General features: G+C 48.1%; 10 protein-coding genes. All 10 read left to right on the plus strand.

Annotated features, from left to right (window positions below):
* The first annotated feature begins 2 nt into the window (after positions 1-2).
* The gene (bshC, locus tag TRNA_RS30065) at positions 3-1,619 is read left to right on the plus strand and encodes a bacillithiol biosynthesis cysteine-adding enzyme BshC (protein ID WP_011197956.1); all 1,617 of its coding nucleotides are present in this window, start codon (positions 3-5) and stop codon (positions 1,617-1,619) included.
* Between the two features lie 125 nt (positions 1,620-1,744).
* Positions 1,745-2,176, plus strand: a complete 432-nt coding sequence (gene mraZ, locus TRNA_RS30070; protein WP_009328555.1) for a division/cell wall cluster transcriptional repressor MraZ — start codon at positions 1,745-1,747, stop codon at positions 2,174-2,176.
* Positions 2,177-2,241: 65 nt separating this feature from the next.
* On the plus strand, positions 2,242-3,180 hold the full coding sequence (rsmH, locus tag TRNA_RS30075) for a 16S rRNA (cytosine(1402)-N(4))-methyltransferase RsmH (RefSeq protein WP_009328554.1): 939 nt from the start codon (positions 2,242-2,244) through the stop codon (positions 3,178-3,180).
* A 31-nt stretch (positions 3,181-3,211) separates the two neighbouring features.
* The gene (gene ftsL, locus TRNA_RS30080; protein ID WP_003181536.1) at positions 3,212-3,565 is read left to right on the plus strand and encodes a cell division protein FtsL; all 354 of its coding nucleotides are present in this window, start codon (positions 3,212-3,214) and stop codon (positions 3,563-3,565) included.
* A 6-nt stretch (positions 3,566-3,571) separates the two neighbouring features.
* The gene (locus TRNA_RS30085; RefSeq protein ID WP_003181538.1) at positions 3,572-5,707 is read left to right on the plus strand and encodes a penicillin-binding protein; all 2,136 of its coding nucleotides are present in this window, start codon (positions 3,572-3,574) and stop codon (positions 5,705-5,707) included.
* A gap of 142 nt (positions 5,708-5,849) precedes the next feature.
* Positions 5,850-7,784 carry a stage V sporulation protein D gene (locus tag TRNA_RS30090; protein ID WP_003181540.1) on the plus strand — a complete coding sequence of 645 codons (1,935 nt, stop codon included), beginning with the start codon at positions 5,850-5,852 and terminating at the stop codon, positions 7,782-7,784.
* A 195-nt stretch (positions 7,785-7,979) separates the two neighbouring features.
* Complete coding sequence (locus TRNA_RS30095; protein ID WP_011197958.1) at positions 7,980-9,446, plus strand: UDP-N-acetylmuramoyl-L-alanyl-D-glutamate--2,6-diaminopimelate ligase; 1,467 nt, start codon at positions 7,980-7,982, stop codon at positions 9,444-9,446.
* Positions 9,447-9,573: 127 nt separating this feature from the next.
* Positions 9,574-10,548: a phospho-N-acetylmuramoyl-pentapeptide-transferase gene (gene mraY / locus TRNA_RS30100; RefSeq protein ID WP_003181543.1), complete on the plus strand. Its 975-nt coding sequence runs from the start codon at positions 9,574-9,576 to the stop codon at positions 10,546-10,548.
* The gene (gene murD, locus TRNA_RS30105; RefSeq protein ID WP_003181544.1) at positions 10,549-11,904 is read left to right on the plus strand and encodes a UDP-N-acetylmuramoyl-L-alanine--D-glutamate ligase; all 1,356 of its coding nucleotides are present in this window, start codon (positions 10,549-10,551) and stop codon (positions 11,902-11,904) included.
* A 52-nt stretch (positions 11,905-11,956) separates the two neighbouring features.
* The gene (gene spoVE / locus TRNA_RS30110) at positions 11,957-13,057 is read left to right on the plus strand and encodes a stage V sporulation protein E (protein ID WP_003181546.1); all 1,101 of its coding nucleotides are present in this window, start codon (positions 11,957-11,959) and stop codon (positions 13,055-13,057) included.
* The last annotated feature ends 30 nt before the right edge of the window (positions 13,058-13,087 follow it).

Raw genomic sequence — 13,087 nt, forward strand, 5'->3', positions numbered from 1 at the left:
AGATGCAGCTTACTGAACTTTCCATACAAAGTCAAAACCCTTTTGTACGAGACTATATAAATGGAAAAAAGGAGATAGAGCCGTTTTTTGATTACGGCCTGAGCAATGAAAGTTGGAGTGTCCGTTTGGATGACCTTTCCTCCCGGACGTATGACCGCGATGCGTTAGCAGACTATTTGCTCGACTATCACCGCAAATTTCAATCGGCAACCATGAATGAAACAATCGAACGCCTTCGCGATCCGAAAAGCGTCGTCGTTGTCGGAGGGCAGCAGGCCGGCCTTTTAACGGGTCCTCTTTACACTATACATAAAATCGTATCGATCCTTTTATTAGCAAAGCAAAAAGAACAAGAGCTGAACGTTCCGGTCATTCCGGTATTCTGGGTTGCGGGGGAAGACCATGATCTGGAAGAAATCAATCACGTCTACATTTCTGACGGCGGCAAGGTGAAAAAGCACAAGCTCCCGCAGTCCCACTGGAAAAAAAGCCAGGCGGCAAAAACGGCGCTCGATGCCGAGAAAGCTGAAAAGTGGCTGGACGGGATTTTTGCTTCATTTGAAGAAACGGAGTATACGAATGATCTTCTCGGCCATTTGCGCCGATGTTTAAGGCAGTCTCTTTCTTTTACCGATTTTTTCGAATTTCTTGTTGCCGACATGTTTGAACAAGACGGCTTGATCCTTTTGAATTCCGGAGACCCGGGCATCAGAAACCTTGAAGCGCGCTTTTTCCGGCAGCTGCTGGACAAAAACGATGAGCTGACCGACTCTGTCAAACGGCAGCAGGAATTGATGAAACAACTGGGTTACACACCGATTATCGAAGGGGCCGCACAACATGCGAACATTTTTTATGAGCGCGACGGCGAGCGGTTTTTAATTGAAAAAGAAAACGGCGCGTTTTTTATAAAAGAGCTTCATCTTCAGTGGTCTGAAGCAGAGCTTTGCGATTTGATCTGCCAGAACCCGGAAGCGTTCAGCAATAATGTCGTAACCCGGCCGCTCATGCAGGAATATCTTCTTCCGACATTGGCGTTCATCGCCGGTCCCGGAGAGATCAATTATTGGGGCGAGCTGAAAGGCGCTTTTCAGGTCATGGGCTATAAAATGCCGCCTGTCGTACCGAGGCTTCAGGTTACATTCCTTGAACGGCACATCGAAAAAAAGCTGGACGAACGGGGAATCGAACTCCGCGAATCGATTGAAAAGGGAGCGCGGGCCAAAAAAGAGCAGTATTTTCAAGATAAGGTTCCGAGCGGATTTACCGATTCGGTCAAACAGGCGAAAGAAAAAATCGAAAACATTCATTCCGCAGTGCGCGCCGAAGCCCTCGAAATCGACGGCAGCCTCGGCCCCCTTTTAGAAAAAAACGCGGGCTTCATTCAAGATCAGCTCCAATTTTTGGAGAAAACAGTCATCAGAAGGATTGAAGAAAAAGAAAACTATATTTTGCGTGATTTTGACAAAATTCAAACAAGCATCAAACCTTTAGACGCTCCCCAGGAGAGAATTTGGAACATCGTGTATTATTTGAACAAATACGGTCCGGATTTCTTGGAAAAATACAAGGATTTGCCATATTCATTTCAAAACATGCATCAAGTTGTCAAACTTTGAAATAATTTTTTAAAAAACCCTGAGTAGTTCAGGGTTTTTTTTTGTTCTAAAACAGTGTAAAATAAATTTGTGGAGAGAAGTGGTGGATAGTGGTGAGTTGGGGAACGAAAGTGGGGGCCGAGATCATGTTTATGGGTGAATACCAGCATACGATTGATTCAAAAGGCCGCATGATCGTTCCGGCGAAATTCAGAGAAGGCCTCGGCGAGCAGTTCGTTCTGACGCGCGGGCTTGATCAGTGCCTGTTTGGCTACCCGATGTCCGAATGGAAACTCATCGAAGAAAAACTGAAGGCCCTTCCTCTTACGAAGAAAGATGCACGCGCTTTTACCCGCTTTTTTTTCTCCGGAGCCACCGAATGCGAATTGGACAAGCAGGGCCGGATCAACATTGCATCGCCGCTGTTAAATTATGCAAAGCTTGAGAAGGAATGCGTGGTCATCGGAGTTTCAAATCGAATTGAATTGTGGAGCAAAGAGATTTGGGAACAATACGTAGAAGAGCAGGAAGATTCATTTGCCGAAATAGCTGAAAACATGATCGGATTTGATATATAATGAATCTTTGCGCATGCGGCGCTTCTGCAATCAGTTCATTTGAAAAAGGTGGGACTAGTAAAGAAATGTTTGAGCATACAACAGTATTATTAAAAGAAACAGTTGATGGTTTAAATGTAAAAGAAGACGGTACATATGTAGACTGCACATTAGGCGGTGCCGGTCACAGCGAGTATTTGCTTTCACAGCTGTCTGAAAAAGGCAAATTGGTCGCTTTTGACCAGGATGAAACCGCACTCCGCCATGCGAAGGAAAAACTGGCGGATTATGAAGGACAAGTCGTTTTCATAAAAAGCAATTTTCGGTATTTAAAAGACCGTCTAAACGAAATCGGCATCACGAAAGTGGACGGTGTTTTATTTGATTTAGGCGTCTCATCTCCTCAGCTGGATACACCCGAAAGGGGCTTCAGCTATCATCATGATGCACCTCTTGATATGCGAATGGACCAGTCGGCGGGCCTTTCGGCAAAGGAAGTCGTCAATGAATGGCCTTATGAGGATCTCGTGAAAATCTTCTTTAAATACGGAGAAGAGAAGTTCAGCAAGCAAATTGCCAGGAAAATCGAAAAAGCAAGAGAACAATCGCCTATTGAAACAACAGGCCAGCTTGTCGATATCATCAAAGAGGCGATTCCCGCACCGGCAAGAAGAAGCGGCGGGCATCCGGCTAAACGGATCTTCCAGGCGATTCGAATTGCGGTAAACGATGAGTTGAGGGTATTTGAAGAAGCGCTTTTGCAGGCGATTGAGGTGCTGAAGCCGGGCGGAAGAGTATCGGTCATCACATTCCACTCGCTGGAAGACCGGATCTGCAAATCGACATTTAAAGACATGTCGTCGCCTCCTGAACTGCCTCACGGACTGCCCGTGATCCCCAAGGAGTTTGAACCGAAATTAAAATTAGTCAACAGAAAGCCGATCACAGCTTCCGAAGAGGAGCTTGAACACAATAACCGTGCGCGCTCAGCGAAGCTGCGCATCGCGGAAAAAGCACGAGAGTGAGCTGTACGAATTAAAAGGAGGTCATCAGTCTATGAGCAATTTGGCTTATAAAGTAGAAAAACAGCAAAGACAGACAGACAGTGCAGAACAATCCGTTATCATCCGGAGAAGAGCATCGATTACGCTGGGGGAAAAGGTATTGATTGTGCTTTTCGCCCTGGCTGTGCTCAGCGCTTCACTTTTTATGATTTCAAAGGCTTTTGCCGCGTATCAGACCAATATTGAAATTCAAAAGCTCGAAAAGAAGGTTGAAACGGAAAGCAGCAGAGTTGATGACCTCGAAAAAGAAGCCGATATGCTGAAAGAGCCGGACCGTATCATGGACATCGCCCGGAAAAAAGGCCTTAAATTGGGTGATAAAAAAGTGAAAGACATACAGGAATGATGCAAAATGCCGAAAAAAAATAAATTCATGAACAGAGGAGCGGCAATACTCAGCATTTGTTTTGCCCTCTTTTTCTTTGTCATCGTAGGACGGTTTGCGTTTATTCAAGCGACGGGAAAAGTGAACGGCGAAGTGCTTGCGCAGAAGGCGAACGAACAGTATGAGAAAAAGCGGACGATCGAAGCCCACCGAGGATCGATCCTTGACCGGAACGGAAAAGTGCTTGCCGAAGATGCTACGACATATAAGCTTGTCGCGATTATGAGCGAAAAGATGAAGCCTCAATACGTTAAGGACAAGCAGCTGACAGCTGAGAAGCTCGCGCCGATCCTCGGCATGGATGAGGGGAAAGTGCTCGATATTCTAAATAAAAAAGGAGCGTTTCAGGTCGAATTCGGATCGGCGGGACGGGATTTGACATACGCCCAAAAAGAGAAAATCGAAAAGCTGAAGCTGCCGGGCATCGTGTTCACCCGCGATACGAAGCGCTACTATCCAAACGGAATCTTCGCCTCCAACCTCATCGGCTATTCGCAGATCAACGAAAAAACGGGTGAAATGCAAGGCATGATGGGCCTTGAAAAAACGCTGAACGATTATTTGAAAGAAACGGACGGATACATGACGTACGATACCGACAGAACGGGCTGGCGCCTGCCGAACAGCAATGAAAAGATTAAAGCGCCAAACAACGGAGACAACGTGTATTTGACGATCGATCAAAAAATCCAGGCGTTTTTGGAAGACAGCATGACGACCGTTCAAAAAGAGTACAAGCCGAAAAAGATTATGGCGGCGGTTGTTGATCCGAAAACGGGCAAAGTGCTTGCGATGGGGCAAAGGCCGAGCTTCAACCCGAACGTGCGCGATGTCACGAACTATTACAACGACCTTGTCTCCTACAGCTTTGAGCCGGGCTCGACGATGAAGATTTTCACATTGGCGGCGGCCATCCAAGAAGGCGTATATAATGGAGGAGAACAATACAAGTCTGGATCATATTCGGTTTCTAAAAAAGATAAGCCGATCAAAGACCATAACGGTGGAAACGGCTGGGGCCCGATCACTTTTAATGAAGGTGTTGAACGCTCCTCAAACGTCGCGTTTGCGATCCTTGCCAACGATAAACTCGGCACGGACCGGTTCAATCAATATTTGCGGAAATTCCATTTTTACGACAAAACGGGGATTGACCTGCCTGGGGAAGCGAACAGCAAAATCAACTTTGAATATTTGCGGGATAAAGTGTCGACGGCTTTTGGACAGAGCTCTGCTGTCACGCCGATCCAGCAGCTTCAGGCCGCGACGGCGATCGCCAATAACGGAAAAATGATGAAGCCTTATGTGATCGATCATGTCGTTGATTCTGACAAAAACAAAACGATTTATCAAAATAAACCGGAACAAGTCGGCCAGCCGATCTCTGCCAAAACGGCAAAAGAAGTGCGCGAGCTGTTGGGAAAAGTCGTCACATCTGAAAAAGGAACGGGGCAGCCGTACAAGATCGAAGGATTTGATGTCGCCGGAAAAACCGGTACGGCGCAAATTGCCGGAGAAGACGGCAGATATTTGACCGGCCGCGAAAACTACGTGTTCTCCTTCATGGGCATGGCCCCGAAGGACGATCCGCAGCTTCTCGTTTATGTGGCCGTGCAGCAGCCGCAATTAAAAGCTACGGAAACAGGCTCTGCTCCGGTGTCAAAAATTTTCAATCCGGTGATGAAAAACAGTCTTCACTACTTAAATATCACACCGAAAGAGACTGAAAAAGAAGAAAAGCAGGAAGAAAAACAGCTGAAAATGCCTGATTTCTCCGGCAAACGAGCCGAATCCGCCGCAAAAGAGGCGCAAGGCAGCAGCCTTGTTCCCGTTACGATCGGCGATGGCTTGGCTGTGAAAGAACAGTACCCGAAAGCGGGCGAAGCCGTCCTGCCGAACCAACGGGTCTTCCTGAAAACCGACGGGAAAATCACACTCCCAGATATGACAGGCTGGTCAAAACGGGACGCCCTCCGCTTCGGCGCCATGGCAGGCATTCATATCGAAACGAGCGGCCAGGGCTATGTGAAGAGTCAAAATGTAAAAGCAGGCAAAGAATTAAAAGCAAATTCAGTCGTGAAAGTCAGATTGAAAAACGAATAGATCCCGTCAAAGGCTATCGGCTCAAAGTCGATAGCCTTCCGTTTGGACGCGGCCGCCTTGAATAGATGAAAAATCGGGCCGTTCTATCAAAACGCTCCGAGGCATAAAATGAAACAAGCCTAAATAAGGAGTGAACGGTCTCTTGCGCGTTTCCAATGTAACGGTCAGAAAACGTTTAATATTCGTTCTGCTTTTTGGTGTGATCATCTTTTTGATTATTGATACAAGGCTCGGATACGTTCAGTTCGTTCTCGGGGATAAACTGACGACTTTAGCAAAAGATTCTTGGAGCCGGAACCTTCCTTTTGAGCCGGAAAGGGGCGAAATATTGGACAGGAACGGCGTCAAGCTGGCAACAAACCAAAGCGCGCCATCGGTTTTGGTTGTTCCGAAGCAAGTTGAAAATCCGATCAAAACGAGCAGACTGCTGGCCAGCGTTTTGAATATGTCGGAAGAAAAAGCGTATAAACATGTCACGAAAAAAACGTCGATTGAAAGGATCAATCCCGAGGGCCGGAAGATTTCCCACGAGAAAGCAAAAGAAGTCAGAGATCTCAATTTGAAAGGCGTATACATCGCAGAAGACTCGATCCGCCATTATCCGTTCGGCAGCTATCTGTCCCATGTGCTCGGATTTGCGGGCATTGACAACCAGGGTCTGCTCGGCCTTGAAGCCTTTTATGACAAAGAGCTGAAGGGCGAAAAGGGCTATGTGAAATTTTATTCCGATGCAAAAGGCAAGAGAATGCCTGGGGAGGCGGATGACTATACCCCGCCGAAAGACGGGCTTGATATGAAGCTGACGATCGATTCAAAGGTGCAGACGATCATGGAGCGGGAATTTGATATCGCAGAAGCGAAGTATAATCCGGACGGTATGGTCGGTGTTGCGATGAATCCGAAAAACGGGGAGATATTGGCGATGGTCAGCCGGCCGGACTTTGATCCCGCAAACTACCAATCAATCGATCCCAAAGTCTATAACCGGAACCTGCCTGTATGGAGCACATATGAGCCGGGTTCTACTTTTAAAATCATCACGCTTGCCGCAGCTTTGGAGGAAAACAAAGTCAACCTCCAAAAAGATCAATTCTATGATAAAGGTTCCGTTGAAGTGGACGGCGCGAGGCTGAAGTGCTGGAAGCGCGGCGGACACGGCGCACAATCGTTTCTTGAAGTCGTCCAAAATTCGTGCAACCCGGGATTTGTTGAGCTTGGTCAGCGGCTCGGCAAAGAAAAACTGTTCACCTACATTAAAAGTTTCGGCTTCGGACAAAAAACCGGGATCGATCTGCAAGGCGAAGGAACAGGCATCCTATTCCCTCTTGACCGCGTCGGCCCCGTAGAGCAGGCGACAACAGCTTTCGGGCAGGGGGTATCGGTGACGCCGATCCAGCAGGTCACGGCCGTTTCTGCGGCTGTTAACGGCGGAACGCTGTATACGCCGTATATTGCCAAAGAGTGGATTGATCCCGTGACAAAACAAACAGTGAAAAAACAGACGCCGATCGCCAAAAGAAAAGTGATTTCTGAAGAGACATCCAAACAGATCCGCTACGCGCTGGAGAGCGTTGTCGCCCAGGGGACGGGGCGGAACGCTTTTGTCGACGGCTACCGGGTCGGCGGCAAAACCGGTACGGCGCAAAAAGTAAAAGACGGGAAATATTTGAAAAACAACCACATCGTCTCATTTATCGGAACGGCTCCTTCAGATGATCCGAGCATTGTCGTCTACGTCGCCGTCGACAACCCGAAAGGAACGATTCAATTCGGGGGTACGGTTGCAGCGCCGATCGTCGGAAACATCATGAGAGACAGTCTTCCGCAGCTCGGCGTTAAGAAGCGGAAAGATCAGATCGAACGCGAATATCAATGGCTGGACAAAAAGCTGATCGAGGTCCCGAACCTTATAGGGCTTTCCGTGACAGAGCTTGAACCATTGCTGATCAACCTCAGGCTGAAGGCTTCCGGAGAAGGCGATGTCGTCGTTCAGCAGTCCCCTAAGCCGGGCGAAAAAGTAAAAGAAGGATCGACGATTCGCATTTATCTTGACAGCGATGACGGAGCCTCTGATTAATTCGTTTCAATATAGGAGCGGCTGCCTGCTGATGTCCGGGGCCGTTCCTCCTAAAAAATATATCGATTTTAAAGGATTAGCTGGATGTATCCTCTTTTTTACGCTAAAATATGAACTGTATGTCTGCACGAAGCTCGTGCGGCGAATCAATATGACAACGAATGAAGAATGATGAGACTTGAGAGGTTTGATACGATGAAATTGACAAAGCTTCTTACATATTTAAAAAATGTACCTTCCTATGCCGGCCAAGAAGACCCTGATATAACTTCAATTGAGATGGACTCCAGGGAAGTCAAGACAGGGAGTCTTTTTGTTTGTATAAAAGGCTATACAGTCGACGGGCATGACTACGCCCGCCAAGCCGCTGAAAAAGGGGCCGCCGCCATTGTGGCGGAAAGGGAAGTGGACGCCGATGTGCCGGTGATTATCATCCGTCATACGAAGAGAGCGCTTGCCGTGCTGTCGGACGCTTTTTACGGCCAGCCGACAAAGCAGCTGAGGCTGATCGGAATTACAGGCACGAACGGCAAGACATCGACTTCTCACATGGTGGAGGAGATCTTTAGAAAAGCCGGGAGCCGTACAGGACTGATCGGCACGATGTACACGAAAATCCACGACGAAACGTTCGAGGCGAAAAATACGACGCCGGAAAGCGTCACACTTCAAAAAACGTTTAGAAAAATGGTTGATCAGGGTGTGGATACAGCCGTCATGGAAGTATCTTCACACGCTCTCCACATGGGCCGGGTGCACGGGTGTGATTACGATATCGCCGCATTTACAAACCTGACCCAGGACCACCTCGACTACCACGAGACAATGGAAGAATATAAACATGCGAAAAGTCTGCTTTTCTCGCAGCTCGGCGGATCCTTTAACCACGAAACACCGAAGTGGGCCGTGCTGAATGCGGATGACCCTGCTTCAGCCTATTTCGCCCAAGTGACGTCAGCACATCTTTTGACATACGGAATTCAAAACGATGCCGATGTCATGGCTGAAAATATCAAAATGGCTCCGAAAGGGACAACCTTTGACCTGGTGACGCCAAAAGGTTCTGCACAAGTGACGATTCCGCTTGTCGGCCTGTTTAACGTCTACAATGTTTTAACGGCTGCCGCGATCGCGATTGCAGCGGATATCCCGTTTGCCACGATTACAGAAGGAATTGAAGGGCTGAAAGGGGTCAGAGGAAGATTTGAGCTTGTGGACGCAGGCCAGGACTTCCCGGTGATCGTCGATTATGCCCATACCCCTGACAGCCTCGAAAATGTCTTGAATACGTGCAGAGGCTTAACGGAAGGAAAGCTGTTTGTCGTCGTCGGCTGCGGTGGAGACCGCGATAAGACGAAGCGTCCGAAAATGGCGAAGATCGCCGTTGACCTTGCTGATGAACCCGTCTTTACAGCCGATAACCCGAGAAGCGAAAACCCGCTCGCCATTTTAAACGATATGGAGGAAGGCGTAAAAGGAGCTTACTATCACAGCATCGTCAACCGCGAGCAAGCGATCTTTTTTGCAATTGCAAACGCCAAAAAAGGCGATGTCGTCCTGATTGCAGGCAAAGGCCATGAAACTTACCAGCAGATCGGCGGTCAAACCTTTGATTTTGATGACGCTGAGGTGGCCAAAAGAGCCATTCTTGAGCTGAAATAATCGAAAAAGAACTACAGGAAAGAGTTGTTGAAATGATGGATGAAATAAATCAACATATGAAAAAAAACAGTGAATATGATAAATGCGTATGCTGCTTCTTATATCATGCGGAAAGGAGAGAAGAACGATGCTCGAACAAGTAATTTTATTTACCATTATCATGGGCTTTTTAATCAGCGTTCTTTTATCTCCGATTTTCATTCCGTTTTTAAGAAGGCTGAAATTCGGGCAGAGCATCCGTGAGGAAGGTCCGAAATCCCATCAGAAAAAATCGGGAACGCCGACGATGGGCGGCGTCATGATCATATTGTCGATTATCGCGACGACCATTGTTATGACGATGAAATTTTCCGAAGTCAGCATGAACATGATCCTCCTCTTGTTTGTTACGGTTGGATACGGTCTGCTCGGCTTTCTGGATGATTATATTAAAGTCGTGATGAAGCGCAACCTTGGACTCACATCCAAACAAAAACTGATCGGTCAGATCGTGATTGCTCTCGTATTCTATGCCGTCTACCACTTCCAAGGAATGCCGACTGACATCCGCATTCCGGGAACAGAGCTGTCGTTTGACTTCGGCTGGATTTATCCAGTGCTCGTCATCTTTATGCTTGTCGGCGGTTCAAATGCCGTCAACCTGACTGACGGGCTTGACGGTCTGTTGTCGGGTACAGCTGCCATCGCGTTCGGTGCGTTTGCGATTTTGGCGTGGAACCAGTCGCAATACGATGTCGCAATTTTCGCGGTTGCCGTTGTCGGAGCGGTGTTAGGATTTCTTGTGTTTAACGCGCACCCCGCGAAAGTCTTTATGGGAGATACAGGGTCGCTTGCCCTCGGCGGCGCGATTGTGACGATCGCGATTTTAACGAAACTGGAAATCCTGCTTGTTATCATCGGCGGTGTATTCGTCATTGAAACGCTGTCCGTCATTTTGCAGGTCATTTCATTTAAAACGACCGGCAAACGAATTTTCAAAATGAGCCCTCTTCACCATCACTACGAGCTTGTCGGATGGTCTGAGTGGAGAGTTGTCGTCACTTTTTGGACAGCGGGGCTTCTGCTTGCCGTCTTAGGAATTTACATCGAGGTGTGGTTATAAGTGGATACTCAAGATTTATTGCAAAATCAAAATGTGCTCGTACTGGGGCTGGCGAAAAGCGGATATGCTGCCGCTTCGATCCTTCATGAGAAAGGCGTAAAGGTTGTCGTGAATGACCAGCTGCCTTTTGAGGAAAATGAACCTGCGCGGATTCTCGCGGAAAAAGGGGTGGAAGTCGTCTGCGGCTCTCATCCGACGGAACTGTTTGATCTTCATTCGATCGACATTCTGATTAAAAATCCGGGCATCCGCTATGAAAACGTGATGGTCGAAGAAGCGCTGAAGCGGGGTATCCCGGTCTGGACGGAGGTTGAACTCGCCTATCATCTGACAGATGCTCCGTTCATCGGCATTACCGGTTCAAACGGAAAGACGACAACGACAACGCTTGTTTATGAAATGCTGAAGGCCGATTCGAAAAAAGCGCTCGTTGCTGGGAATATCGGTACGGCGGCAAGCGAAGTGGCCAATCAGGCCAGCGGAGACGAATGGATCGTGACAGAGCTGTCGAGTTTTCAGCTCATGGGGACTTATCAATTCAGACCGAAGATTGGATTATTATTAAACGTATTTGATGCCCATCTCGATTATCACCATTCGCGCAAAAATTATGAGCTTGCCAAACAGCAGGTCTATCGAAATCAATCGGAAACAGACGTTGCCGTTGTCAATTTGGACGATGAGACAGTCGTCCGGCTCGCGGAGTGTTCAAAAGCGGAGAAGGTGTATTTTTCGGTCCGCCGGACACTTGAGCGCGGAGCGTGCGTGAAAGACGGCGCAATCATGTTTAACGGCGAACCGGTCATGCCGCTGGAAGACGTCGTTTTGCCGGGAGAGCACAATTTGGAGAACATTTTGGCCGCCCTTTGCATCGTTAAAACAGCAGGCGTTTCCGACGCGGCCGTCCGTAAGGTGCTGACGAGCTTTACAGGTGTTAAGCACAGGATGCAATACGTCGCGACGATCAAAAACAGACTGTTTTACAATGACAGCAAAGCGACAAACATTCTTGCGACGAAAAAAGCGCTGTCCGCCTTTCAAAAGCCGGTCATTTTGCTGGCAGGGGGGCTTGACCGCGGAAATGAATTTGATGAACTAAAGCCGCATATGTCTTTTGTAAAAGCGGTGATCACTTTCGGCGAGACCGCGCCGAAGTTTGAGAAGCTGGCCGAAGAAATGGGAATACAACAGGTTAAACGTGTCGATAATGTTGAACAAGCAGCAACTGCGGCGTTCAGCCTGTCAGACGAAGGAGATGTCATTCTTCTGTCCCCGGCCTGCGCAAGCTGGGATCAGTACAAAACATTTGAAGAACGTGGTGACATGTTTGTAAACGCCGTGCATATGCTTAAATAAGGGCTTGTCTCGTAAAGATAGCCCTAAGAATTAGAGCTTGGGGTGTTCGGCTTTGCAAACAAAAAAAACGTCACCGGATTTTTTGCTGGTTATCATTACGCTATTGCTTTTAACAATCGGACTGATTATGGTATACAGCGCCAGTGCAGTATGGGCGACTTACAAATACGACGACTCCTTTTTCTTTGCGAAACGGCAGCTTTTGTTTGCCGGCATCGGGGTCATCGCCATGTTTTTCATCATGAACGTCGACTACTGGACGTGGAGGACTTATGCGAAAATACTGATCATTGTATGTTTCTTTCTGCTCATCATCGTCCTGGTTCCCGGGATCGGCATGGAACGGAACGGGTCGAGGAGCTGGATCGGAGTCGGCGCTTTCAGCATTCAGCCGTCCGAGTTTATGAAACTCGCGATGATCGCATTTTTGGCCAAGTTTTTATCTGAAAAGCAAAAGAATATTACGTCGTTTAGAAAAGGCTTTGTGCCGGCGCTGGGCATTGTCTTTTCAGCTTTTCTGATCATCATGATGCAGCCTGACCTCGGAACAGGAACCGTGATGGTCGGCACATGCATCATTATGATCTTTGTCGCGGGGGCGAGAATTTCGCACTTCGTTTTTCTCGGCCTGATCGGACTGAGCGGTTTTGTCGGCCTTGTGCTGTCGGCGCCGTACCGGATCAAAAGGATCACTTCATACTTGAACCCTTGGGAGGACCCTTTAGGAAGCGGCTTTCAAATCATTCAGTCTCTTTATGCGGTGGGGCCCGGCGGGCTGTTCGGCCTCGGCCTCGGCCAGAGCAGGCAAAAGTTTTTCTATCTGCCTGAGCCGCAGACAGATTTTATTTTTGCGATTTTATCAGAGGAGCTCGGCTTTATCGGCGGATCGCTGATTCTTTTGCTCTTCAGCGTTCTATTATGGAGAGGCATCAGAATCGCGCTCGGTGCGCCCGATTTATACGGCAGTTTTGTCGCCGTCGGCGTCATTTCGATGATAGCGATTCAGGTTATGATCAATATCGGAGTCGTGACTGGTTTGATTCCTGTTACAGGCATTACGCTTCCGTTTTTAAGCTATGGCGGTTCATCACTGACCTTGATGCTCATGGCGGTCGGCGTGCTGCTGAATGTCAGCAGGTATTCTAGATACTAGATTTTGGCGATAACCCTGTTGCGAGATAGC

Origin of the sequence: Bacillus licheniformis DSM 13 = ATCC 14580 (assembly GCF_000011645.1) — a bacterium.
Lineage (GTDB): Bacteria > Bacillota > Bacilli > Bacillales > Bacillaceae > Bacillus > Bacillus licheniformis.

Bases quoted from the DNA above. Each gene is read 5' to 3' on its own strand.
- bshC (WP_011197956.1), top strand. From the start codon at position 3: ATGCAGCTTACTGAACTTTCCATACAAAGTCAAAACCCTTTTGTACGA.
- mraZ (WP_009328555.1), top strand. From the start codon at position 1,745: ATGTTTATGGGTGAATACCAGCATACGATTGATTCAAAAGGCCGCATG.
- rsmH (WP_009328554.1), top strand. From the start codon at position 2,242: ATGTTTGAGCATACAACAGTATTATTAAAAGAAACAGTTGATGGTTTA.
- ftsL (WP_003181536.1), top strand. From the start codon at position 3,212: ATGAGCAATTTGGCTTATAAAGTAGAAAAACAGCAAAGACAGACAGAC.
- TRNA_RS30085 (WP_003181538.1), top strand. From the start codon at position 3,572: ATGCCGAAAAAAAATAAATTCATGAACAGAGGAGCGGCAATACTCAGC.
- TRNA_RS30095 (WP_011197958.1), top strand. From the start codon at position 7,980: ATGAAATTGACAAAGCTTCTTACATATTTAAAAAATGTACCTTCCTAT.
- mraY (WP_003181543.1), top strand. From the start codon at position 9,574: ATGCTCGAACAAGTAATTTTATTTACCATTATCATGGGCTTTTTAATC.